General features: G+C 73.1%; 23 protein-coding genes. 13 read left to right on the forward strand and 10 right to left on the reverse strand.

Going from position 1 to position 21,642, the window contains the following annotated elements; all coding sequences use genetic code 11:
- The first annotated feature begins 80 nt into the window (after positions 1-80).
- Complete coding sequence (locus tag ABZ193_RS31830; protein WP_237338691.1) at positions 81-905, forward strand: CoA ester lyase; 825 nt, start codon at positions 81-83, stop codon at positions 903-905.
- 31 nt (positions 906-936) lie between these two features.
- On the opposite strand, the gene ABZ193_RS31835 is transcribed toward ABZ193_RS31830, so the two are convergent.
- On the reverse strand, positions 937-1,575 hold the full coding sequence (locus tag ABZ193_RS31835; protein ID WP_237338690.1) for an HD domain-containing protein: 639 nt from the start codon (positions 1,573-1,575) through the stop codon (positions 937-939).
- Between the two features lie 104 nt (positions 1,576-1,679).
- Between ABZ193_RS31835 and ABZ193_RS31840 the strand changes: the two genes are divergently transcribed.
- Positions 1,680-2,633: a GlxA family transcriptional regulator gene (locus ABZ193_RS31840; RefSeq protein ID WP_354712525.1), complete on the forward strand. Its 954-nt coding sequence runs from the start codon at positions 1,680-1,682 to the stop codon at positions 2,631-2,633.
- 547 nt (positions 2,634-3,180) lie between these two features.
- Here the strand turns inward: ABZ193_RS31840 and ABZ193_RS31845 are convergent.
- Together ABZ193_RS31845 and ABZ193_RS31850 are read right to left on the reverse strand one after the other, a co-directional pair.
- Positions 3,181-3,750 carry a TIGR03086 family metal-binding protein gene (locus ABZ193_RS31845; RefSeq protein WP_237338688.1) on the reverse strand — a complete coding sequence of 190 codons (570 nt, stop codon included), beginning with the start codon at positions 3,748-3,750 and terminating at the stop codon, positions 3,181-3,183.
- Between the two features lie 56 nt (positions 3,751-3,806).
- Positions 3,807-4,664 carry an MBL fold metallo-hydrolase gene (locus tag ABZ193_RS31850; RefSeq protein WP_237338687.1) on the reverse strand — a complete coding sequence of 286 codons (858 nt, stop codon included), beginning with the start codon at positions 4,662-4,664 and terminating at the stop codon, positions 3,807-3,809.
- A gap of 67 nt (positions 4,665-4,731) precedes the next feature.
- On the opposite strand from ABZ193_RS31850, the gene ABZ193_RS31855 reads away from it, so the two are divergent.
- Genes ABZ193_RS31855 through ABZ193_RS31870 form a run of 4 tightly spaced genes read left to right on the forward strand, consistent with a single transcriptional unit; the run spans position 4,732 to position 7,178 of the window.
- On the forward strand, positions 4,732-4,872 hold the full coding sequence (locus tag ABZ193_RS31855; protein ID WP_237338686.1) for a hypothetical protein: 141 nt from the start codon (positions 4,732-4,734) through the stop codon (positions 4,870-4,872).
- The gene (locus ABZ193_RS31860) at positions 4,859-6,163 is read left to right on the forward strand and encodes an amidase (protein ID WP_237338685.1); all 1,305 of its coding nucleotides are present in this window, start codon (positions 4,859-4,861) and stop codon (positions 6,161-6,163) included. Before ABZ193_RS31855 ends, ABZ193_RS31860 begins: the two co-directional genes overlap by 14 nt.
- 34 nt (positions 6,164-6,197) lie before the next feature.
- The gene (locus ABZ193_RS31865; RefSeq protein WP_027936656.1) at positions 6,198-6,620 is read left to right on the forward strand and encodes a DUF5946 family protein; all 423 of its coding nucleotides are present in this window, start codon (positions 6,198-6,200) and stop codon (positions 6,618-6,620) included.
- Between the two features lie 9 nt (positions 6,621-6,629).
- Complete coding sequence (locus ABZ193_RS31870; protein WP_237338684.1) at positions 6,630-7,178, forward strand: TetR/AcrR family transcriptional regulator; 549 nt, start codon at positions 6,630-6,632, stop codon at positions 7,176-7,178.
- 152 nt (positions 7,179-7,330) lie between these two features.
- On the opposite strand, the gene bla is transcribed toward ABZ193_RS31870, so the two are convergent.
- Positions 7,331-8,209 (reverse strand): class A beta-lactamase, encoded by an 879-nt coding sequence (gene bla, locus ABZ193_RS31875; protein ID WP_354712532.1) that lies wholly within the window; start codon positions 8,207-8,209, stop codon positions 7,331-7,333.
- 73 nt (positions 8,210-8,282) lie between these two features.
- Here bla and ABZ193_RS31880 point away from each other — a divergent pair, with 73 nt between their 5' ends.
- Together ABZ193_RS31880 and ABZ193_RS31885 are read left to right on the forward strand one after the other, a co-directional pair.
- A complete protein-coding gene (locus tag ABZ193_RS31880; protein ID WP_354712533.1) occupies positions 8,283-9,158 on the forward strand; it encodes a LysR family transcriptional regulator in 876 nt (291 codons plus the stop codon).
- Positions 9,155-10,054: a serine hydrolase gene (locus ABZ193_RS31885; RefSeq protein ID WP_020423277.1), complete on the forward strand. Its 900-nt coding sequence runs from the start codon at positions 9,155-9,157 to the stop codon at positions 10,052-10,054. The genes ABZ193_RS31880 and ABZ193_RS31885 overlap by 4 nt, the downstream gene beginning before the upstream one ends.
- Here the strand turns inward: ABZ193_RS31885 and ABZ193_RS31890 are convergent.
- From ABZ193_RS31890 to ABZ193_RS31905, 4 genes are all read right to left on the reverse strand, one after another.
- Positions 10,051-10,392 (reverse strand): DUF1330 domain-containing protein, encoded by a 342-nt coding sequence (locus ABZ193_RS31890; RefSeq protein ID WP_237335342.1) that lies wholly within the window; start codon positions 10,390-10,392, stop codon positions 10,051-10,053. The genes ABZ193_RS31885 and ABZ193_RS31890 overlap by 4 nt on opposite strands.
- Positions 10,393-11,228: 836 nt before the next feature.
- Positions 11,229-12,206 (reverse strand): TAXI family TRAP transporter solute-binding subunit, encoded by a 978-nt coding sequence (locus ABZ193_RS31895; RefSeq protein WP_027936658.1) that lies wholly within the window; start codon positions 12,204-12,206, stop codon positions 11,229-11,231.
- The gene (locus tag ABZ193_RS31900; protein ID WP_020423280.1) at positions 12,103-14,172 is read right to left on the reverse strand and encodes a TRAP transporter fused permease subunit; all 2,070 of its coding nucleotides are present in this window, start codon (positions 14,170-14,172) and stop codon (positions 12,103-12,105) included. The genes ABZ193_RS31895 and ABZ193_RS31900 overlap by 104 nt, the downstream gene beginning before the upstream one ends.
- Positions 14,173-14,198: 26 nt before the next feature.
- Positions 14,199-14,912, reverse strand: a complete 714-nt coding sequence (locus ABZ193_RS31905) for a helix-turn-helix domain-containing protein (RefSeq protein WP_237335343.1) — start codon at positions 14,910-14,912, stop codon at positions 14,199-14,201.
- Positions 14,913-14,994: 82 nt separating this feature from the next.
- Between ABZ193_RS31905 and ABZ193_RS31910 the strand changes: the two genes are divergently transcribed.
- Positions 14,995-16,089 carry a cytochrome P450 gene (locus ABZ193_RS31910; RefSeq protein WP_237335344.1) on the forward strand — a complete coding sequence of 365 codons (1,095 nt, stop codon included), beginning with the start codon at positions 14,995-14,997 and terminating at the stop codon, positions 16,087-16,089.
- Between the two features lie 418 nt (positions 16,090-16,507).
- Here the strand turns inward: ABZ193_RS31910 and ABZ193_RS31915 are convergent, their stop codons facing one another.
- Positions 16,508-17,203: a hypothetical protein gene (locus tag ABZ193_RS31915; protein WP_354712526.1), complete on the reverse strand. Its 696-nt coding sequence runs from the start codon at positions 17,201-17,203 to the stop codon at positions 16,508-16,510.
- A 59-nt stretch (positions 17,204-17,262) separates the two neighbouring features.
- Positions 17,263-18,153 carry an intradiol ring-cleavage dioxygenase gene (locus ABZ193_RS31920; RefSeq protein ID WP_354712527.1) on the reverse strand — a complete coding sequence of 297 codons (891 nt, stop codon included), beginning with the start codon at positions 18,151-18,153 and terminating at the stop codon, positions 17,263-17,265.
- Between the two features lie 102 nt (positions 18,154-18,255).
- On the opposite strand from ABZ193_RS31920, the gene ABZ193_RS31925 reads away from it, so the two are divergent.
- The 4 genes from ABZ193_RS31925 to ABZ193_RS31940 form a co-directional block, all read left to right on the forward strand.
- Positions 18,256-18,414, forward strand: coding sequence for a hypothetical protein (locus tag ABZ193_RS31925; RefSeq protein WP_354712528.1), 159 nt, complete (start codon positions 18,256-18,258; stop codon positions 18,412-18,414).
- Between the two features lie 249 nt (positions 18,415-18,663).
- Positions 18,664-19,509 (forward strand): ESX secretion-associated protein EspG, encoded by an 846-nt coding sequence (locus tag ABZ193_RS31930; protein ID WP_354712529.1) that lies wholly within the window; start codon positions 18,664-18,666, stop codon positions 19,507-19,509.
- Positions 19,510-19,528: 19 nt separating this feature from the next.
- A complete protein-coding gene (locus ABZ193_RS31935; protein WP_354712530.1) occupies positions 19,529-19,930 on the forward strand; it encodes a hypothetical protein in 402 nt (133 codons plus the stop codon).
- Positions 19,931-19,957: 27 nt separating this feature from the next.
- Positions 19,958-21,642: hypothetical protein (locus tag ABZ193_RS31940; protein WP_354712531.1), on the forward strand; the 1,685-nt coding region annotated here is incomplete at its 3' end.

A 21,642-nucleotide genomic window follows, 5' to 3' on the forward strand; every position in this document is an offset into this window, starting at 1 on the left:
CCGGCCGATCGGCCGGATCGGGTGGTGAAGGCGCTGTTCGCGCCGTTGGTCGTGGTGCGGTTGCGTGAGGAGGGTGTGGTGTGAGCGCTCCGGCGTTGACCCTGCTGTATGTGCCGGCCGATCGGCCCGACCGGGTGGCGAAGGCGCTGGATTCGGCCGCCGACGTCGTGCTCGTGGACCTGGAGGACGCCGTCGCCCCGGCTCGCAAGGACGAGGCGCGAGCGAACGCGGTGCGGCTGCTGTCGGAGTCGCTCGCCCGCCGCGTGCAGGTGCGCATCAACCACGCGAGCACGCCGTGGCACACGGCGGACCTGGCGGCTCTGGCCGGTTTGCCGGTGGAGGTGGGCGCGCGGATCCCGAAGGTCGAGTCTGCGCAGGAGATCCACGCGCTGGCCGAGGCGTTGCCCGGCCGGGAGCTGCACCCGCTCATCGAATCCGCGCTCGGCGTCGAGCGGGCACTGGAGATCGCGACGGCGTCGGCGCAGGTCGCCTCCATCGGCCTCGGCGAAGCGGACCTGCGCTCCGACCTCGGGGTGACCGACGAGGCCGGGCTGGCCTGGGCGCGCAGCCGGGTGGTCGTCGCCGCGCGCGCTGCCCGCCTGGTGCCGCCGGTGATGTCGGCCTACACCAACGTCCGTGACCTGGACGGGCTCGCCGCGTCCTGCCGCGCGGGGCGGGCGCTGGGGTTCCGCGGGCGCACCGCGATCCACCCGGCCCAGCTGGACACCATTCGGGTCGCTTTCCTGCCCAGCGAACAAGAAGTGTCACGGGCCCGCGAGGTGCTGTCCCGGCTGGACCACGCCACCGCGGCCGGCGTCGGGGCGATCGCCCTGACCGACGGCACCTTCCTCGACGTGGCGATGCTGGAGCAGGCCCGCACGGTCCTCGCACTCGCGGGGGAGTGACGCCTGGTCCGCGGAGGCGCCGGCGGACGGATCATTCCGGCCAGTCGTTGCGGAGGATCACCTCCACGAAGTCGATGTGCCGGTAGGCGGGGTCGACGTGTTCGAGGACGTCGGCGTTGACCGTGCCGAAGGTGGAGTCCGGGCGGTGCCGGAAGCCGTCGGCGAAGGCCTGGATGATGCGGCGCTTGAAGTCCGGGCGCGGGTGGGCCGCGACGACGGCCGCGAGGTCGGACTCGGCCAGCTTGTCCCGGCCGATGCCGAGCACGTCGGTCTCCACACCCGCGGTCACGAGGGCCACCTCGGGTTCCAGCCGCCACGGCACCTCGGGGGTGGTGTGCAGGGCGATGCCCTCCCACACCTTGCGCACGGAGTCCTCGGGCACGCCGTGGGATTCGAGGAAGCGGCGGGCCTCGTCGGCGCCGTCGAGTTCGAACCGCTGCGTCGCGCCCCGGTGCTTCTCGGTGAGGCCGAGGTCGTGGAACATCGCGCCGACGTAGAGCAGTTCCGGGTCGGCGGTGAGGCCGAGGCGGCGGCCCTGCAGCGAGCCGAACAGGAACACCCGGCGCGAGTGGTGGAACAGCAGGTCGTCGGTCGCGTCGCGGACCAGCTCGGTGGCTTCGGCGGCGAGCGCGGAGTCGGGGATGGTGATGCCGGCGATCACGGTGGTCATCGGTGGTGTCCTTTCTGGTCCCCTCGAGCGTCGCAGCGGCGGGGTTGCCTGCGCTCCTCGATTCGCGACGTACTCTCCACAGATCGGGACGTGTGGAGGTGCGCGTGCGGCGGCTGGCGCTACTGGTGTTCGACGAGGTGAAGCTGCTCGACGTGGCCGGGCCGAGCGAGGTGTTCGCCGAGGCCAACCGGTTCGGCGCGGACTACCGGCTGGTGCTGTGCTCGGTCGGCGGGCGGGACGTGTCGTCGTCGACCGGCATGCGGATCCCCGTCGACGCCGACGTTGCGGACACCGGGCCGCTGGACACGGCTCTGGTGATGGGCGGCGACGTGTTCCCCGCGCGCGCCGTCCCGCCGGAACTGGCCGAGGCGGCGCGGACCATCGCGGGGCGGGCGAAGCGGGTCGCGTCGATCTGCACGGGATCGTTCGTGCTCGCCGCGGCGGGACTGCTGGACGGCCGCCGGGCCACGACGCACTGGCAGCACGCCGCGACGCTGGCCCGCGCGCACCCGGCGATCCAGGTCGAGCCGGACGCGATCTTCGTGGAGGACGGGTCGGTGTTCACCTCGGCCGGGGTCACGGCAGGCATCGACCTGGCGCTGGCGCTGGTGGAGCGCGACCACGGGCCCGAGCTGGCCCGCCGCGTGGCGCGGTCGCTGGTGGTGTTCCTGCAGCGGCCCGGCGGGCAGTCGCAGTTCTCGCCGTCGCTGCGCGGCCCGGCCCCGAAGACCCCGCCACTGCGCGCGGTGTGCGACGCGGTCGCGGCGGACCCGGCGGGGGACCACTCGCTGCCGAAGCTGGCCGCGCGGGCGGGTCTGAGCACCCGCCACCTGACGCGGCTCTTCCAGGAGGAACTGGGCACCACGCCGGCCAAGTACGTGGAACTGATCCGCTTCGACGCGGCGAAGTCCCTGCTCGACGCGGGCCACCCGGTGACCGCCACGGCCTACGCGAGCGGCTTCGGCAGCGCCGAATCCCTGCGGCGCGTGTTCGTGCAGCACACGGGCGTCTCGCCGAGGGCGTACCAGCAACGGTTCCAGACGAGCCGCCGAACCTGAGGTGGTTCGCGGACGAGTGGGCCTGCCCCCGCGGGTAGTGCGCCGATGCGGGGCAGCGCGCCATCCCCTCCGGAAGGCCGACCCGCCAGCTCTTCGCACCTCAGGTTCCAGTCGGCAATGCGCGCCGCCGCGTGGGTGGTCCGAGGCCTTGGCGGGCCGGACCACCCGCCGTCCCAGCGCGTTGCCCATTGATCCGGCGCGCGGTCCCGCACCGAAATGGCGGCCGGTGGCCGTATGCGCCAAGCCCTCCGCAGGCCGGACCCGCGCCGCCCCGCGCGCTGCCCGCTCTGGCACGCGGCGGCACACCGGACCTCCATCGATCCAGCGCGCTGCCGCGCGGGCCGATCCGGCGCGCTGCTGCGGACCACCGCCGACTCGGCGCGCTACCCACCGATTCGGCGCGCTGCCGCGGGCCGGACCACCCACCACCCCAGCGCGCCGCCGCGTGGGTGGTCCGAGGCCTCGGCGGGCCGGACCACCGCCCGGCCCGCGGCCGCGCGCCGACGCGGCGCCGACCCGCCCAGCCGCGTCCGCTGTCAGGCTCCCCTCACACGCGGCGCCCCACGAACGCCAGCATCCGCGTCTGCTCGTCGGCGTCCGGCGGCGGCGTCACCTCCGGCCCGAAGAAACCCGGCCGCCGCACGACGTGTTGCCTCGCCCAGTCCGCGGCCAGCGCCACCAGGTCCGCGTCGGCCCGCACGTCCATGCCAAGCGCGTGCCCGATGTCCCAGCTGTGCACCACCGTGTCGGTGATCATCAGCGGCACCACCGCGGCCAGCGGCACCTCGCCGATGCCGGTGATCGACGTGGTCCGCGCCAGCGCCTCCCCGGTCAGCGCCGGCATCGACGCCGCCCGCGCCTTGCGCCACGTCTCCACCGGGTCGTCGCCGGTCCACGTGCCCGGCCGCGGCGATCCCGGCGCGCCTGACCGGTCCGGGTCCGGCTCGCCCACCGCCCACGCCCGCATCTGCCACTGGCCCCAGATCAGATGCCCGGCCACGTCCCGCACGGTCCACTCCGCGCACATCGACGGCACGTCCCACCGGTCGTCCGGCACCGCCGCCAGCACCGCGTCCAGCCCGTCCTGCGCCCGCCGGTACTGCTCCATCAGTTCCATCGCCGACTCCTTTCCTCGGTTGACCCGAGGACGAACGGCGACGACCGGACTCGACATCACGCCGGCAGAATTTTCAGCCCCCCGTTCGCGGTGACGACGCGGCCACCGGTCGGCGGCGGGAAGTGGGTGCCCAGCAGCAGGGTTCCGCTGTCGGCCAGCGACGCCAGCAGCGACCGGCGCGTCGACTCGGCGAGCGCCGGATCGATGTCGACACAACTGGTGATCCCCGGGTGCGCCAGCTGGACCGGGTGGTGCACGCAGTCACCGGTGATCACCGCGCTGCTGTTCCCGCTGGTCAACCGCACGGCGACGTGCCCGGGGGTGTGGCCGGGCGTGGGGACCAGCCGCACCCCGGGCGCGACCTCGACGCCGCCGTCGGGCACGTCGACCAGGTCGAGCAGCCCCGCGTCCGCCACCGGCTCGACCGAGTCGCGGAACATCTGCCGCCGCGGCTCGTCCATGTCGTAGCCCGACCAGAAGTCCCGTTCGGCGCGTGAGGTCAGGTAGCGGGCCCGCGGGAAGGTCGGCACCCACTCGCCGTCCACCAGCCGCGTGTTCCAGCCGACGTGGTCGGTGTGCAGGTGCGTGAGCACGACCAGGTCCACCGACTCCGGCGCGAATCCCGCCGCCGTGAGCCGGTCCAGGTAGCCGGTGCGCAGGTCGTGCCACGCCGGGTTGGCGCGCTGCTTGCCGTCGCCGATGCCGGTGTCGACCAGGATCCGCAGACCGCCGGCCGTGACCGCGAAGCTGTGGCTGGCCAGGCGCAGCACGTCGCCGTCGGCGAAGTCGGGCCGCAGCCAGTCGTGCCGGTTCACGACGTCCGGCGTCGCGCCTGGCAACAGCCAGGGACCGGTCTCGGGCGGCAGCAGCACCTCGTCGACCCGCTGCACCGTGATGTCACCCACGAACCACATGACACCTCCTAAACGCAATGTGTTTGCGTTAAGGTTAACGCAAACACTTAGCTTTAGGAGGAGGACCATGTCATCCGAAGTCCGGCCCGAGGTGGTGGCCACCGCCGACCACATCGACACCGTGGTCGGTGTCCTGCGCGAACTCGACCTCGGCGAGACCGCGCCGGCGGCGGTCTACCAGGCGGGAGAGTCCGATGCGGCCCGCTGACCTGACGCTGTCCGGCGCGGCGGCGGCCGTGCGGAGCCGCGAACTGTCCCCGGTCGAACTGGTCGACGACGTGCTGATGCGCATCGAGGAGGCCGACGCCCGTCTCGGCGCGTACGTCGCCGTCACCGCCGACCGTGCCCGGGACGCCGCCCGCGAGGCCGAGCGCGAGATCGCGAGGGGCGGCGTGCGCGGGCCGCTGCACGGAATCCCGATGGGGCTCAAGGACCTGATCGACGTCGCCGGGCTGCCGACCACCGCGAGTTCCCGCGTGCGGGCCGGGCACCGAGCCGAGTCGGACAGCGCGGTCGCGGCCCGGCTGGCGGGGGCCGGCGCGGTCCTGGTCGGCAAGACCCACACGCACGAGTTCGCCTACGGGCTGATCACGCCGCAGACGGTCAACGCCCGCGACGGCGGGCGAATCGCAGGCGGGTCGAGCGGCGGATCCGCGGTGGCGGTCGCGGCCGGGATGGCGACCTTCTCGCTGGGCACCGACACCGGCGGCTCGATCCGGGTGCCCGCGGCACTGAACGGGGTCGCCGGTTTCAAGCCGAGCTACGACCTGGTGCCGCGGGAGGGGGTGGTGCCGTTGTCCTGGTCGCTGGACCACGTCGGGCCGATCACGCGCACCGCCGAGGACGCCGCGCTCGTGATGGAAGTCCTGTGTGGAGTATCCACCGTGGAGCCGTCCGGGCTGCGGGTCGGCGTGCCGGGGAACTACTACTTCGACCACGTCGACCCCGAGGTCGAATCGGCGGTGCGGGCGGGAATCAGCCGACTGGAGGCGCTCGGCGCGCGGCTGGTGGATGTCGAAATCCCCATGACGCGGTACGTTCAGGGAGTCCAATGGGGACTGATGGTCCCGGAAGCAAGCGCTTACCACGACCCGACTGTGCACGCGGTGTCCGAGCTCTACGCCGCGGACGTGCGGGTGCTGCTCGAAGCCGGGCGCCGGATGTCCGCTGTGGACTACCTGCGGGCCCAACGGGCGCGGACGCTCATGCGACGTGAGTGGTCGCGTCTGATGGAGACGGTCGACGTGATCGCCGCCCCGGCCGTGCCGGTCACCGCGGTGCCGGTGGGGCAGGAGAGCGTGACCTGGCCCGACGGGACGACAGAGAGCGTCTCGGATGCCTACGTGCGGTTGTCGGCGCCGGCCAACATCACCGGGCTGCCGTCGCTGACCGTGCCCGTGGGGGAGGACCGGGCGGGGCTGCCGATCGGGATGCAGCTCATCGGCCGCGCCGGGGGTGACGGTGTGGTGCTGGGGCTGGGCCGGGCGTTCGAGCGTTGACCCTCCAGCCGGTGGAGACGCTAGCGTCGGACGCGTGACGTGTGCGGAGTGCGGTGGGGCCGGTCCCTGCGATGAGTTGTTCCAAGTGGTGCTGGCGCTGGACCACTCGCGGCAGGAGCCGTGGGGGCCGTTGCACGGGGTGACCGTGGGGTGTTTCCTGCTGCAGCACCCGAGCCGGCTGCCGGAGCGGGACCGGGGGCGGAACTGGGCGATCGTCCGCGCCTTCGTGGACGGTGGCCGCCCCGCGGTGGCCGGTCTCACCGCGGCGGTCCGCCGGGCCAACTCGCATCGGGCCCGTGGTGCGCTGCCGGAGTTCGATGCGCCGCCGGGTGGCGCGGGGCCGTTCGAGGTCACGATCGCCGACGTCGCCCAGGACGGGACGTTTCCGGCGGCGGGGTTCGAGGAGCGGGTCCGGGCCTGGGCGCGGGCCACGCTTGACGCACAATCGTTGCGTTAAGCTGGGGGTGTGAGCCGCAAGCCGATGGTGCGCCCCGGCGGCCGCAGCGCGCGGGTGCAGGAGTCCGTGCACGCCGCGGTTCGTGCCCTGGAGGCCGAGGCCGGGCGGGAGGCGCTGACGGTGCCGCTGATCGCCGCGCGGGCCGGCGTGACGCCGTCGACGATCTACCGCCGCTGGGGCGACCTGCACGAGCTGCTGTCGGACGTCGCGGTGGAACGCCTCCGGCCCGAGTCGCCGCCCGAGGACCACGGCTCGCTGGGGGCTGACCTGGCGGCGTGGGCGGAGCAGTTCCTGGAGGAGATGTCCGCGCAGCCCGGGCGCGCCTACATCCGGGACGCGCTGCTCGGGGACGACACCAACGCCAGCCGGTGCTCGGCGTACGCGGCGGAACAGATCGAGGTGATCCTGGCGCGAGCGGCCCAGCGCGGCGAGGCGGCGCCGGAGGTGGAGACGGTGCTGGACCACGTGGTGGCGCCGATGATGTACCGGATCCTGTTCCGCCCGGACGGCCTGTCGCCCAGCTACGCGCGGCGGCTGGTGGAGGAGTTGCTGGGCTGAGCTTTTGCCGGATGGCTGGACCTCTCGCGGCGGTCACCGCTGTTCCTGCCGTGGGCACGAGCGGGCCGCCAACCGGAGCGCCGACTTGATGGGCTGGGCAATCGCGCGCACACGATTGGCCCAACCCCGATCAAGCCGCAGAGCAACCCCACCTACCGCAGCGCTTCGACCACCCGCGAGGTCGCCTCGGCGAGCAGCTTGTTGTCGTACGAAGCGTCGGCGGTCGCTCGGCTCGACATCAGCGCCAGCACGATCGGCGCACGGTTCGGCGGCCAGATCACCCCGATGTCGTTGCGGGTGCCGTAGTCGCCGGTGCCCGTCTTGTCCGCCACCGGCCACTCGGACGGCACGCCGGCGCGGATGAGCTCCGTCCCGGTCTTGTTGCGGCGCATGATCCCGGCCAGCAGATCCCGCTTGTCTGCAGGCAACGCCTCGCCCAGGAGGAACGCTCGCAGGCTGCCCGCCATCGCCCGCGGAGTGCTCGTGTCCCGGACGTCGCCGGGAATGGCCGAGTTCAGCTCGACCTCGAGCCGGTCCGGGTGGGTCGTCGTGTCGCCGATCTCGCGCAGCACGGCCGCCAGCCCTGCCGGGCCGCCCACCTCCGCGAACAGCAGGTTCGCCGCCGTGTTGTCGCTCTGCAGCAGCGCCGCCTCGGCCGCCTCGCGCACCGTCACGCTCCGCCGGTCCTTCGTGATCGGCGAGTTCGGCTGGATGTCCGCGTCGGTGTAGGTCACCACTTTGTCCAGGTCGACGTTCCGCCGCAGCACGGCGCCCGCCAGCAGCGACTTGATCGCCGACGCGTAGTTGAACCGCTCGTCGGCCCGGTGCGTGATCTCCCGCCCGGTCCCGGTGTCGATCGCGTACACCCCGAGCCGCGCGTCGAACCGCGCTTCCAGATCGGCGAAGTCCACCTGCGGCGCCGGCGCCACAGTCGAAACGGCGGGCGGCGGCGGGGGCGGTTCCGCGGCACACGCCCCGACCAGCCCGAAGACGAGCAGGACCACCACGGCGCGAAGAGTTCGAACAAGCATGGCCCCAGCCTCCCGTGCCCACTCGATGCCGTCGAAGACGAAAAAGACAGTTTCCATGCGGATCCGGCATAAGATGCGCGGCGTGGATCTCGTCGGCGCCTGCCGGGCCTTCGTCAGCGTCAGCGAGCGCGGCAGCTTCACCCTCGGCGCGGCCGCGGCCGGCATCCCCCAGCCGGTCGCCAGCCGCCGCATCGCCGCGCTCGAACAGCACCTCGGCGACCGGCTCTTCGACCGCTCGACCCGGCGCGCGGTGCTGACGCCGTTCGGCCGCGACGTGCTCCCCGCGGCCGCCCGGCTGGTCCGCCTCGCCGACGCCTTCGAACACGACGCCCGCCGCGCGCGCCGCCGCCCGTTGCGGTTCGCCGTGCCGGACTGGTGCTCCGCCCGCGAGCTCGCCCACCTCGACGCCGAAGCCCGCGACCACGACCTCGTCCTCGACTTCCGCCCCGCGCCGCCCGCCGAACGCGCCGGCCTCGTCCGCACCCAGGAGGTCCGCGCCGCCCTCACCGCGGTTCCCGAGGACGAAGCCCGCTGGCGGGTGCCGCTCGGTGTGGCCGCAGCGGTGCCGCCGGCCGCGCATACGGTCTACCTGGAAACCCTGCGCGTCGGCCGCGGCGACGACGGCCCGGCGCGGCGCGTGTGGCTGCAACCCGAGGACGACGTGCCGCACATCCGCGACCGGCTCACCCACCTGCGTGACGCCCTCGGGCTGCGGCCCTCGCAGGTCGTCACCGCGGAGTCGCTGGTCACCGCGGTCGCCGACGTGCTCGGCACCGCCGACCTCCTGCTCTGTTCGGAGGCGCAGGCCGCCGAGCTGGACCTGCACTGGCGGCCGCTCGGCGAGGTCCGCCTGGTCCGCGGCTACGCGCTGGCCACGACGTACAGTGACGACAGCGAGCGCCTGCGGCCGCTGTCGCGGTCGATCGGCCGATGCCTGGGGGAGACGTGAACACCGAAGCGCTGCTGCGCGAGCTGCGGGACCAGCTCGACGACGCCGGCCTGCGCGGCTCGTTCCTGGTGCGGGACCTGCGCAGCGGCGAGGAGATCGCGATCGAGCCGGACGCGCAGTGGCCGTCCGCGTCGTTGGTCAAGGTGCCGCTCGCGGTCGCCACGCTGGAACGGATCCGGCTCGGCGAACTCGACGGCGCCACCCAGCTGGACATCGAACCCGGCCGCATCACCACCCCCGGACCGACCGGGCTGAGCCGGTTCCGCCACCCGGCGCGCGTCGCCGTCGACGACCTGCTCTACCTCAGCACGGCGATCAGCGACGGCGTCGCGGCCGACGCGTTGTTCGGCCTCACCCCGCCGCCCGAGGTCGCCCGGATCCTGAAGGGGTTCGGCATCGAGGGCATCACCGTCCGGCACCCGGTGCAGGAGCTGGCCGACACACCCGCGGAACGTTTCGAGCGCGGCGAGGTGCACCTGGCGTACGCGCTGGCCGTGGACGCGGGCACCGCCGGGCGCGGGCACCGCATCCCGCAACTCGACGTGACCCGCGCGAGTTCCGGTTCGGCGCGGGCGTTCGCGGACCTGCTGCAGGCGCTGTGGACGCCGTCGGCGATCCCCGCCGAGGTCGCCGCCCGGGTGCGGGAACTGATGCGGCACAACGTGGTCCGGCACCGGCTCGCGCCGGACTTCGTCTCCGACGCGTCGGTGTGGTCGTCCAAGACCGGCACGGTGCTGACGCTGCGGCACGAGATCGGGGTGGTCGAGCACGCCGACGGGCAGGCCTTCGCGGTGGCGGCGCTGACCGAGTCGCGCGTGGCGGCGGCGCAGCAGCCCGGCGCGGAGGCCGTGATGGCGCGGGTCGCCCGCCGGCTGCGGGACCACCTGCGGCTCTAGGCCATCGCGGCGCGCATCGCCGCGCCCATCGCCGCGGAGTCGTGGCCGGCCTCGACGCCGTCGACGATCACGATGCTGCCCGGGATGTGGTCCGCGCGCAACGGCACGATCTCCTGGTAGGCGGGGGAGTCGTACCAGGTGCGGGCGTCGGCGGCGGTGGGGAAGCCGATCATCACCAGGTGGCCGGGCCAGTCGCCCTCGCGGACCTCGACGGGCGCGCCGTGCACGAGGAACCGGCCGCCGAAGGGATCCAGGGTCGACTGGATGCGCTCCAGGTACTCGGCGATGTCGGCGTGCGGCTCGGCGGGCATCAGGTGGGCGATGACGTAGGCGGTCATGGGGTCCGTCCTTTCCGGAGGCTGATGACCCCATCCTGTGGCCTGCGGCGCGGGGCGTCGATTACGCGGGAGGTAATGCGGGGGAGGAGGTCGCGGGTAACGCGCCTCCCGGGCCGGGTCACGGCCCGGGAGGTGGCCGGTCGCGAGCGGGTGGCGGCTTGGTTGGGGGAGGCGGGGTGTTTCCGGCGGGTGGCGGCCGGAACCGGGCGGTTGGGCGGCCGGGGTTGCGGCGAGGTGGCCGGTCGCGAGCGGGTGGCGGCGTGGCTTGGGGGAGGCGGGCTGTTTCCGGCGGGTGGCCGGAACCGGGCGGTTGGGTGGCCGGGGTCGCGGCGAGGTGGCCGGTTATGAGCGGGTGGTGGCCTGGCGTGGGGGCCGGCTGTTTTCGGCGGGTGGCGGCCGGAACCGGGCGGCCGGGGTGCCGGGGTTGCGGCGAGGTGGCTGGTCGCGAGCAGGTGGCGGCCTGGTCCGGGGGAGGCTGGCTGTTTCGGGCGGCGGGCAGCCTCGTTCCGGGGAGGCGGCGCGGTTCCGGCGAGTGGTGACCGGGCTCGTGCGGGAGCCGCCGGCGTTCCCGCTCCGGCGGCTGGTCACCGGAGCGGTTCCGGCTTTGCTCGCGCGTAGGCATCCGCCCGGGCGTCCTCCGGAAGCCACCGCGTCCCGGAGGTCACCGGCGCGTCCCGGCGTCCTCCGGAAGCCACCGCGTCCCGGAGGTCACCGGCGCGGCCCGGCGTCCTCCGGAATCCACTGCCCCTCCCGGAGGTCACCGGCGCGGCCCGGCCTCCTCCGGGAGGCCACCCTTCCTGAAGATCACCGGCGCGAGCCGCCCCCACCACTGCCGCTCACGGAGTCGCCAGCGCCTGCTGCGATCCGGGGTGCATCGGCACCGGCTGGGTGCGCGTCGCGTTCTCCCGGGTGATCTCCTTCGCCGCCGGGTGCACGCTCTCCAGCTCGGCCTTCTTGTCGAAGATCAGCTTGGTGATCGCGCACGCGTCGCTCGCCGGGAAGTCCTCCCGCACCAGCAGCAGGTTCGGCACCACGATCGTCGGCACGTCCGCGGGCTGCCCGTACGTCGCCGCGGGGATCGTGCCCGTGTCGTACACCGGGTTGATCTGCTTGAGCGCCGCCAGCTGCGGGGTGATGTCGATGAACTTCACCTGCCCCTTCATCGTCGTCGTGATGTCGGTGATCTGCGCCGTCGGCAGGCCACCGGACCACACCAGCCCGTCGATCGTGCCGGACTTGATGCCGTCCGCGGTCTTCGCCAGGTCCAGCCGCTGCGCCTGCACGTCGGTGTCCGGGTTGAGCCCCGCCGCCTGCAGCAGCCGGTTCGCGATCACCTCGGTGCCGGACTTCGGCGAACCCGTCGAGATCCGCTTGCCGCGCATGTCGGCGATGCTGTTGATCCCCGAGTCGGTGCGCACCAGCACCTGCGTCGAGTTCGGGTAGATCCGCGTCAGCGCCTGCACCTTCTGCGGCTTGCCGTCGAAACTCCCCTTGCCCTGCACCGCGTCCGCGGCGGTGTCGGCCAGCGAGAACGCGATGTCGTAGGTGCCGTCGACCAGCTGCTGGATGTTCTGCACCGACGCGCCGGTCTCCGCCGCGGTCGCCTTCAGCCCGGTGTTGTTGCTGATCAGCTGCGCGAGCCCGCCGCCGAGCACGTAGTACACGCCGCCGCTGTTGCCGGTGGCGATGGTGAGCCTGCCGCTGCCGGCCTCACACCCCTGGCTCCCGCCCGCCGCCGGCTGGTTCGGTTGCTTCCCGCCGCAGCCCGTCGCGATCAGGGCCGCCGCCACCAGCACCGTCAGCAGTCGTTTCATGCCGCCTCCTTCTGATCACGAGGTGCGCGGCCGTCGCGGCCACGCCGAAGGCCAGGCCCGCCACGATCGGCCCCGGCTCCAGGTAGAGCAGGCACACCGCGGCGGGCACGAAGAGCACGCGGACCACCGGGTGGACCGGCCCGAACAGCCACCCGCCGGTCACCACGCCGAGCGCGGCGACGGCGAGCGCGGACACCGCCAGCACCCACACCACCGTCACCGCCCCGGACTGGAGCAGCAGCGCCGCCCCGTTGTCGGTGAGCACGAACGCGATCGGCACCAGGAACGCAGGCAGCGTGTACTTCCAGCACTGCCACATGGTCTTCATGACCCGGCCACCGGTGATCGCCGCCGCCGCGACCGCCGCCAGCGCCGTCGGCGGCGTCACCTCCGACAGCACCGCGTAGTAGAAGATGAACATCGCGCGCTCGGCCGGCGCCACGCCCAGCGTCTCCAGCGCCGGCGCGATCACCACCCAGGCGATGATGAACGACGCCGTCACCGGCACCGCCAGCCCGAGCACCCCCACCGCGACCGCGGACAGCAGCACCGTCAGCACCAGCACGACCGTCGCGTTGTCGGTGACCGCCCGCGCCACGTCGACCAGCGCGTCGGCGAGTTCCAGGCCCAGCCCGGTCTTGGTGATCGTGGACGTGATCACCCCGGCCGCGGCGCACACCGCGATCACCGGCAGCGCGCCCCGCACGCCCCGGGACAGCGCGCCCACCATGTCCACCGCCCAGCCGCGCAGGTCCCGCCGCCGGGCGATCAACGCGAACAGCGCCGCCACCCCGGTCGCGTACACCACGGCCGCGAACGGCGGGATGTCCAGCGCCAGGAACACCACGATGATCGCCAGCGACAGGAAGTGGTAGCCGCCGCGCAGCAGCAGCCGCCACGGGTCGCCGCGCTCGACGTCCACCGGCTTGGCGTGGAAGCGGCGGGCGTCGGCCTCCATCGCGAACACGATGCCCAGGTAGTAGAGCAACGTCGGCACCGACGCCCAGATCAGCACGGTCAGGTAGGAGGTCTGCAGGTACTCGGCGATGATGAACGCGGCCGCGCCCAGCGTCGGCGGCGACAGGATCGCCCCGATGCCCGACGCGGCGAGCAGGCCGCCCGCGTGCTCCTTCGGGTACCCGGCGCGCTTGAGGATCGGCCAGGTGATCGAGCCCAGGCTGACCGCGGTCGCGGTGCCCGAGCCGGACACCGTGCCCAGCAGGAACCCGGACAGCACCGTCGTGCGGCCCGGCGCCGTGCGGGACCGGCGGAACGCGGCGAAGGAGATGTCGACGAAGAACCGTCCCGCGCCGGAGGCCTCCAGCACCGCGCCGTAGATCGTGAACAGCACGATGTAGCTGGCGGCCACGTCCAGCGGGGTGCCGAAGAAGCCGCTCGCGTCGTTGTAGAGGGCGTTGATGATCTGGCTGAAGTCCACGCCGGCGTGCGCGATGCCCCAGTCCGGCGGCAGGTAGCCGCCGTAGTAGGCGTAGGCGAGGAACAGCAGGCAGACGACCGGCAGCACCCAGCCGGTGGTGCGCCGGGTGGCCTCCAGGATGAGCAGGAGCAGCAACGCGCCCGCGACGATGTCGAGCGTGGACAGCTGGCCCTGCCGGTCGAGGAAGTCGTCGTAGCCGGACAGCACCGGGTACAGGCCCACGACCAGCGCGACCACGGACAGCGCCCAGTCCAGCAGCCACGGGTTGTCCGGGGAGCGCCGCGACCGCGCCAGCGGCCGGTAGCAGAGGAACACCAGCGGCAGGGTGCAGCCGAGGAAGATCACCAGGTAGAACTGGTTGCCCTTGCTGTAGGGGAAGAAGACCTGCTTCAGCACGAGCAGGGCGACCGCGAGCGCGGCCAGGTACACCAGCAGGTCGGGCCCCCGCGACAACCGCCGCGCTGGCCGTTCTTCGTCGTGCTCGGCGACGATGTCGCTGACCTCGTCGCCCTTCACGGGCTTGGTCATCACCGCTCCTTTGCGATGATCACACCTTAGGTCGCGTACCCGTCATACGGAAGGTTTCGCCAGTGCTCGGCCGCCTGCGCCATGTCGCGGCGCAGGTGCTCGAAGAACCGGCCGGTGTCCCGCAGCCGGGCGCCGGCGGGGGAGTCGCCGAACACCTGCGCGCCCTGCCGCGCGCAGTCCGCCCACAGCGTCATCGACCGGACGCTGACCAGCCACGCCTGGTACCAGACGTGCTCGTCGATGACGTACCGCTGGCGGCGGCCGTCGCGTTCGCGCCGCGCCAGGCCGCGCTCCTCGAGCCAGCGGACCGCCTTGGACACCGAGGCGGGGCTGACTCGCAGCCCGGCGGTGAGCTCGGCCGCGGTGAGGCTTCCGGTGTCGCAAGTGAACAGGCGGACGAGGACCTTCGCCATCATCGGCGGCACCCCGGTCTGGACCATCACCGCGGCGAAGTCCTGCTCGAACCGCCGCGGATCGCCCCCGCCCGCCGCGGGTGGTTCCGGCGCCGGGACCGGCCTGCGGCGGTGGGCACGCCAGGCGGTGGCCTGCTGGGCGCGGTCGGCGCGGTAGCCGTGGGCGCCGCCGTTGCGGGCGACCTCGCGGATGACCGTCGACTTGGGCCGTCCCAGCCTGCGGCCGATCTCCGCGTAGCTGAGCCCCATCGCCAGCCCGGCGGCGATGCGCCGGCGTTCGCCGAACGTCAGCCGGGTACGGGCCGGTGCATTCGGTTCCACGCTCATTGCACCGATGCTAGATCACCGACCTGGGAGTTCCTTGTTTGCCGGTTGCTCCGCGTTCGCCGGTGTTCCTAGCGTTCGCGGAATGCTGAAGCGATTGACCTACCCGGACGGGCACCTCGGCTGGGTGGCGACGAGCTACCAGACCGTCCGCGCGGTGCTGGCCGACCCGCGGTTCAGCGCCCGGTCGGACCTGCGGCACATGCCGGTCCCCGGCGCGCCCGGCAACGGGGTGTCGGCGCGTGCCGGGATGTTCAACTCGATGGATCCGCCGGAGCACACGCGCTACCGCCGCCTGCTCGCCGGCCAGTTCACGGTCCGGCGCATGCGGCAGCTGACGGGGCGCGTGCGCGAGATCGTCGACGAGCACCTCGACGCCATCGCCGGGGCGAGCGGGCCGGTGGACCTGGTGCGTGTCTGGGCGCAGCCGATCCCCGCGCAGGTCATCTGCGAGCTGCTCGGGGTGCCCTACGCGGACCGCGCGCGGTTCCAAGGGCACGCGCTGGACCTGTTCCGCCTGGACCGGACGCCGGAGCAGGCCGCAGCGGCGTACTCGGCGGTGCACGAGTTCGTGCGCGACCTGGTGGCGGCCAAGCGGGACGCGCCTGCCGACGACCTGCTGAGCGGCCTCACCGCGGCCGACCTCACCGACGAGGAACTGGTCAACATCGGCTTCGTGCTGCTCGGCGCGGGCCTGGACACCACGGCGAACATGCTCGCGCTGGGCGCGTTCACGCTGCGCACCCACCCCGGCGCGGCGGAGGTCCTGCGCGCCGAGCCGGGGCGGGCGGTCGAGGAGCTGCTGCGCTACCACAGCGTCATCCCGTTCACGGTGCGCGCGGCGCTGGCGGACATCGAGCTGGACGGCGAGCGGATCGCCGCGGGCGAGTGCGTCACCGTGTGCCTGCCCGAGGCCAACCGCGACCCCGCGCGCTTCCCCGATCCGGACGTGCTCGACCTGCTGCGGCCGTCCGCCGGGCACGTCGCGTTCGGCCACGGCGTGCACCAGTGCCTCGGCCAGCAGCTCGCCAGGGTGGAGCTGCAGGTCGCGTTGCCGGCGCTGGCGACGAGGTTCCCGTCGCTACGGCTCGCGGTGCCGGCCGCGGATGTCGTGGTGCGGACGGGAAGTCTGGTGCGCGGGGTGGCGGAGTTACCGGTGGTCTGGGCGACTGAGCGGTAAAGGTGTGTCTGGTGACGGGGATGTCGACCGGGATCGTGGCGCGGATGGCGGCGTTGCGGGAAGCCGGAGACCACGCGCTGCCGATGGACGCCTGCAAGGGCGAGGACCTCGAACGCGCCGCCGCCGGCGGTGGAGGACGTGCCGCTCGCCTTGGCGCGGGACCAGTTGGCGGTCAACGTGCTCAAACCGGCGCGGCTGGTCCAGCTTGTCAGCTGCGCGGCCGTCCCGTCCTCGAAACAGGTCCTGATGATGCCGGGCTGGACGACCACGACGTCGATCCCGAACGGCGCGACCGCCATGCGGAGACCCGCTACGCCATCGGCTGGATGCCGGAGAAATTGCTGGAGCTCAACGAACCCTGCCGCTCCGCGAGTTCGACGCGCTGGTCAACCGGGTGTGGTCGGGCCACTGTGGAGGGTCAGGCGTGTTCGCCGAGGTTCCACTCCCAGCCGTTGAAACCGTCCAGTCCGTACGGGGCCAGCACGAGGCTTCCGGTGGTGTTGCGGGAATCCAGGACCACCGTGCCGACGTAGTTCTGGCCCGGCGAGAGCGCGAGCGGGAACAGCTTGCTGCGCGACAGGCAGCCGATCGCCGGTGCGCTGCTGAGGCTGCCGCCGGTTTCGGTGACGCCGTCCGGGCCGATGATCGAGAAGTTGTTCGGGTTCAGCAGGCTCGGCGCGAAGTCGCCGCTCATCGACGACGACGTTGTCACCGTCATGTCCAGGAAGATGAACCGCCCGTTTTCCGGCTTCTGCGCGTACGGCTCGGTGCAGCGGCCGCCGACGGTGACCTTGGTGAGCGTGAAGGCGACCTCCGGCCGGCCGGCGTGGCTGCCGAAGCCGATGGTCTCGCCGATCTTCACCTCGACGTTCTGCCGGGGGTTGACCGGGATCACCGGCGTGGGCGACTTCGAGGTCGTGGGCCGGGGCCGGGAGGTGGTGGCGGGCGCGGCCTTGATGCTGTCGTCGTCTGCCGTGACGGCGAGCGTGACGCCGACCGACACCCCGGCGACGACGAGCGCACCGGCGATCGCGAGGGCGACGACGGCGCCGATGTTGCGCCGCGGCGGCTGTGGCCACTGCGGGTAGGGGTAGCCGGGCGGCTGACTGGTCACGAAGATCCTCCTGATCGGTGCGCACGGCTTGTCGTGAGCAGGAGGATCTTCGTTACCGGCTAGCGCGACGGCGGTGTCCCACCCGGACCGGAGCCGGCGGACGGGGTGGTCCGGGTGTCCACGCGCACCGCGAGGCTCACGGTGTAGCCGCCGGTGACGTCCCCGGTGACGGTCGCCAGCTGGGAGGCGCCGCCGTCGTCACCGAAGACGTTGTCGCTGGACAGGCTCACCTTCCGCAGGTTCGCGACGGAGTCCTCGTAGCCCGATTGCTGGTAGACGGTCTGGCACACGTCCTGCGGCAGCGCGACCTGCGAGGTGGCGATCGCGTTCGACGAGTCGGCGATGCTCGCCTGATCGGGGTAGACCTCGAAGTGGATGTGCGGCCACCGGCCGTCGTAGCAGGCCGGGAAGACGCTGGTGAACCGCACACGCCCGTCGGCGTCGGCGATCTGCACGCCACGCAGGAAGTTCTGGTCCTCGACGCCGTCGGAGTACATCGAGTAGCCGCCCTCGCGGGTGCAGTGCCACACGTACACCGCGACGCCGGCGAACGCGGCACCGCCGTTGGCCAGGTCGGACACGGTCAGCTCCAGCGTCATCGGCACGCCCTCGGCGGTGCCGGTGGACTCCCCGAAACTGGAGCGGATGTCGCTGCGCACAATGCCGCTCTGCGCCAGCACGTCCGGCCCGTTGGAGCCGTCGCCGGGGTAGGGGCCTGCGGTCTCGTCCGGGATCTCGCCCGTCGTGGCCGAGGTGGTGGTCGTTGTGGAGCCGGTCGACCCGGCGCCGCACGCGGTGAGCGCGACACCGGCCGCGCCGATCCCGAGGAACCGCAACGCCCGGCGGCGGTCGAACAGGGTGCCGATGTCGAAGCCGAGCCCCTGGTCGACGACTTCGTCGTGCGGGCGGGGGAGTGGGCGGCCCTGGTAGGCGGGCTGGTCGTCTCGCATGGGCACCATCGTCGGGTCTCGTGCTGTGTGCCGGGTTTGCCTAGTCTGTGAGGCAGGCATGCCATCGAGCACCGGCCGCTGTTGCCCGGCGAGGTGTTGCCGGTGCATTGTTTCCACGAGGTGATCCGGGACCGCTACGTCGACGAGAACCGCGCGCCCCTGCCGGGGCCCGTGGAACCCGTGGGGCAGTTTCTGCTCAACAGCGTCCGCACCCTGGACGATGCCGTCAGCGAGGCGCTCGGGATCCCGCTCACCTCATGACACCCGTGCTCAAATGAGCGCCCCGCCGCGTGCCCGCGTGCCCCTGATTCGCGGCTCTTTCGGGCAACGCCGGAGGAAAACGGCGTTCCGTCACCCCTCCGGTGCGTTGTGATCTCCACCGTGTGCCGGTGGGTCGCTCGACAGCGGGCGCCCCGGCGCCGACACTGATCAACGAACAAGCCACACTGGCCGTCCACGCCTCACGGCCCCGCGTCCGAGGCCGGAATCCGAAAGGTGACACAAGCGTCGATGGTGTCTCGGTTCGACTTCACGCTCGGCAGCGTGGAGGCCGTCGTCGTCGGGCGGGCGCTGGGCGTCGACGTCCGCGTGTTCCCCCTGCGCATCAGCCACACCACCGTGGACCCGCTCCGCTTCGCCAGACTCGCGCTCCGGGTGCACGCCGACCTCGAGGACCGCGGCCTGTCCACCCGCGGCCGGCTCGACCCGGGCGTGCGCGCCGCGTTCGAACTGCTCGGCGACCACCGCGTCACGGTCACCGCGAGCGGGACCGACTCCCGCGCCGGTGACCTCGCCGTGCACGCCGCCACCGACGGCGCGCAGGCGCTCGTGATCCGCCAGGCCCCCGGCGAGGACAGGCTGTGGTTCTCCCTGTTCCCGGACGAGGACCTGGTGCCCCGCGTGGCCGGCTCGCTCACCCCGGCCGACCCCGCGCCCGGCACGCCGCTGTCGGTGTCGCGCCGCGAGGACGAGCGCCCGCGCTCGGCGCTGGCCGCGCTGCGCCAGGCCGAGGAGGAGTTCGACGAGGAGGAGACCGAGGCCTTCGGCAGCCTCCAGGTCACCACGGTCGTGCGGTCGCGGCGGCCCGCGCGTGCCCGCGCGGTGTCCGAAGAGGACCGGCTCGAAGAGGTCTTCGCGGCCCCGCGGCGCGGCGGCGGCTACTTCACCGCGCACGGCCGCGGACGCCACGGCGAACGCCGCTCGGCCACCCCGGTCACGTGGCTGGACACCGAGGACGGGCGGTACCTGGTGAGCACCCGGACCGACGCGACCGGGACGATCACCGCGACCTACACGCCCGCGGGGTTCCCGGCGGTCGCCGAAGCCGTCCGCGACATGATCGCTGCCGTCTACTGAGATCGGGGAGGAACCGGGGATGAGCGAGGAAGCGCCGAAGGCGGAGAAGGCGGTCCGGATGGTGCAGGCGGTCGCGTTGAAGCGGCTGGCCACCGAGGGCGGCTTCGCCGTCGACGAGCGGACCGGCGACAAGATGATCCAGGCGCTGCAGGGCATCGTCGACGCGCTCGAGTCGCGCTGGTCGGCGCTGCAGGCGTTCGGGCAGGCGCCGCCGATGAGCGACACCACCACCGCGAAGTGGGTGTCGGACGTGATGGTGAAGACCGCGAGCGACGAGCGCGGCCTGCTCACCCAGCTCACGCAGGCCAAGGCCGAACTGCCCACCTACATCGAGGCGATCAAGCTCGCCCAGAAGAACTACCGGTCCCAGGACGGCGAAACCGGGATCACGTTGCGGCGATACCGCGCCGAGCAGGCCTGACCGAGCAACCTCGAAGGGGAGAAGATCGTGGAGCTGTCCGACGTCGGCGGCGGGGTGCAGGACGTCACCGCGGACCCGAGCTCGCCGTACTACATCGGTCCCATCGGCCACGACCACACCTCGGGTGACGAGATCCGCGAGGAGGTCACCAAGCAGGTCGACGAGGAGATCGCGAAGGGCTGGCTGGGGGACGTCGTCACCCCGCTGCTGCGCGACGAGACCATCCAGCGGCGCTACGAGCAGCGCATCGTCGCCGTCCGCGACAGCGTCGACGACGGGGTCGAGATCCGCGACCACGGCCCGGCGCCCAGCTCGCTGTGGGACAACGCGACCCACCAGCAGATGCTCGAAGCCATCACCACCAACGCCGACTCCGCCGCGGTCGCCGTCACCTCCGAGGAGTGGGTGCGGCTGGGCAAGGAACTCACCGAGCACCAGCAGAACCTGGCCGACGCCATCAACGACAGCCTCGCCGACTGGCAGGGGGAGGGCGGCGACGCGGCCCGCAAGCACCTCGCCGACGTCGGCCTGTGGCTCGGCAACACCGCCAAGGGCGCCACGCTCACCGGCCGCCAGCAGGAGATCCACTCGCAGGCGCTGAACGAGACGCAGAAGCAGATGGCGGCCAACCCGCCGGTGAACTTCGACGTGCAGGCCGCCAACGCGCACCTGCAGACGATCACCGACCCGGTCGTGTACGCGCAGCAGGCGCAGCTCGACCAGCAGGCGCTGCAGCAGTCGGAGGCCGCACGCCAGCAGGCCGCGCGGATCATGACCCAGTACGACGACACCGTCGCCGGCGCCACCATCACCCCGGCGTTCGTCGCGCCGCCCAAGCTCGGCGGGCCGAACGCGCAGATCGCGTCGCTGCGCACCGGCGCGACCGGGCCGGCTTCGGCGCGGATCCCGGCCACCGAAGCCGGTGCCGCGCAGGCCGCGAGCCTGCGCTCGGCTCCCACCGCGGGCGCTCCCGCGGCCGCCGGCGCGGGCACCGGGGACGTGAACGCGGCGGTGGCCGCGGCGAACCTGAACCCCCCGTCGCTGCCGACCGGGACCTCCGTCCCCGGGACCGCCGTGCCCGGCCTGGACACCTCGGGCGCAGGCACCGGGGTCGGCGCGCCCGCGCTGAACACCTACAGCGGTGCGTCCGGCTACGGCAGCGGAACCGGCGCCGTGCCGCATCTGTCCACTCCGGACTACCCGGCCGGGACCCCCGGGAACTACAGCGGCGGCACGCTGCAGAACCACGCGTCGGTGCCCGACCTCGACATCCCGGACTCGACGGTGGCCGCCTCGGCGGTCGACACCGGCACGTCCGGCAGCTCGTCGGCGCGCATGCCGACCATCGGCTACTCCGGCGGGATCAACGGCGACAGCATCGCCAGCCGTCTCGGCGGGCCTACCGTGAGCGGCAACCCGCTGGCCGGGCTCGACTCTGTCAGTGGCCCGGCGGGCACCCCGCTCGGCGGCGGCACCAGCACCGGGGCGAAGGGTCTCGGCGGCGCGGGCGGTGCCGGCGCGGCGGCGCTCAAGGGCCTCGGTGGTGGCGGTGCAGGCGGCAGTGGCCTCGGTGGCGTCGGTGGCGCGTCGGGCGCGAGCGGCGCCCGGCTCGCCGCGGGTGGGGTCGCCGGTGCCTCCGGTGCTGCGGCGGCCGCCGAAGAAGCCGCGGCGGCGCGTGGCGCGGCGGGCGCGACCGGCGCGGCGGGCCGCGC

It is taken from the genome of Amycolatopsis sp. NPDC006125 (genome assembly GCF_040614195.1).
GTDB lineage: Bacteria > Actinomycetota > Actinomycetes > Mycobacteriales > Pseudonocardiaceae > Amycolatopsis_E > Amycolatopsis_E tucumanensis.

Excerpts from the sequence above, each read along its gene's own strand:
- ABZ193_RS31835 (WP_237338690.1), bottom strand. The coding sequence starts at position 1,575 with ATGACCACCGTGATCGCCGGCATCACCATCCCCGACTCCGCGCTCGCC.
- ABZ193_RS31845 (WP_237338688.1), bottom strand. The coding sequence starts at position 3,750 with ATGGAACTGATGGAGCAGTACCGGCGGGCGCAGGACGGGCTGGACGCG.
- ABZ193_RS31850 (WP_237338687.1), bottom strand. The coding sequence starts at position 4,664 with ATGTGGTTCGTGGGTGACATCACGGTGCAGCGGGTCGACGAGGTGCTG.
- ABZ193_RS31855 (WP_237338686.1), top strand. The coding sequence starts at position 4,732 with ATGTCATCCGAAGTCCGGCCCGAGGTGGTGGCCACCGCCGACCACATC.
- ABZ193_RS31860 (WP_237338685.1), top strand. The coding sequence starts at position 4,859 with ATGCGGCCCGCTGACCTGACGCTGTCCGGCGCGGCGGCGGCCGTGCGG.
- bla (WP_354712532.1), bottom strand. The coding sequence starts at position 8,209 with ATGCTTGTTCGAACTCTTCGCGCCGTGGTGGTCCTGCTCGTCTTCGGG.
- ABZ193_RS31880 (WP_354712533.1), top strand. The coding sequence starts at position 8,283 with ATGCGCGGCGTGGATCTCGTCGGCGCCTGCCGGGCCTTCGTCAGCGTC.
- ABZ193_RS31890 (WP_237335342.1), bottom strand. The coding sequence starts at position 10,392 with ATGACCGCCTACGTCATCGCCCACCTGATGCCCGCCGAGCCGCACGCC.
- ABZ193_RS31895 (WP_027936658.1), bottom strand. The coding sequence starts at position 12,206 with ATGAAACGACTGCTGACGGTGCTGGTGGCGGCGGCCCTGATCGCGACG.
- ABZ193_RS31900 (WP_020423280.1), bottom strand. The coding sequence starts at position 14,172 with ATGACCAAGCCCGTGAAGGGCGACGAGGTCAGCGACATCGTCGCCGAG.
- ABZ193_RS31905 (WP_237335343.1), bottom strand. The coding sequence starts at position 14,912 with ATGAGCGTGGAACCGAATGCACCGGCCCGTACCCGGCTGACGTTCGGC.
- ABZ193_RS31910 (WP_237335344.1), top strand. The coding sequence starts at position 14,995 with ATGCTGAAGCGATTGACCTACCCGGACGGGCACCTCGGCTGGGTGGCG.
- ABZ193_RS31920 (WP_354712527.1), bottom strand. The coding sequence starts at position 18,153 with ATGCGAGACGACCAGCCCGCCTACCAGGGCCGCCCACTCCCCCGCCCG.
- ABZ193_RS31930 (WP_354712529.1), top strand. The coding sequence starts at position 18,664 with ATGGTGTCTCGGTTCGACTTCACGCTCGGCAGCGTGGAGGCCGTCGTC.
- ABZ193_RS31935 (WP_354712530.1), top strand. The coding sequence starts at position 19,529 with ATGAGCGAGGAAGCGCCGAAGGCGGAGAAGGCGGTCCGGATGGTGCAG.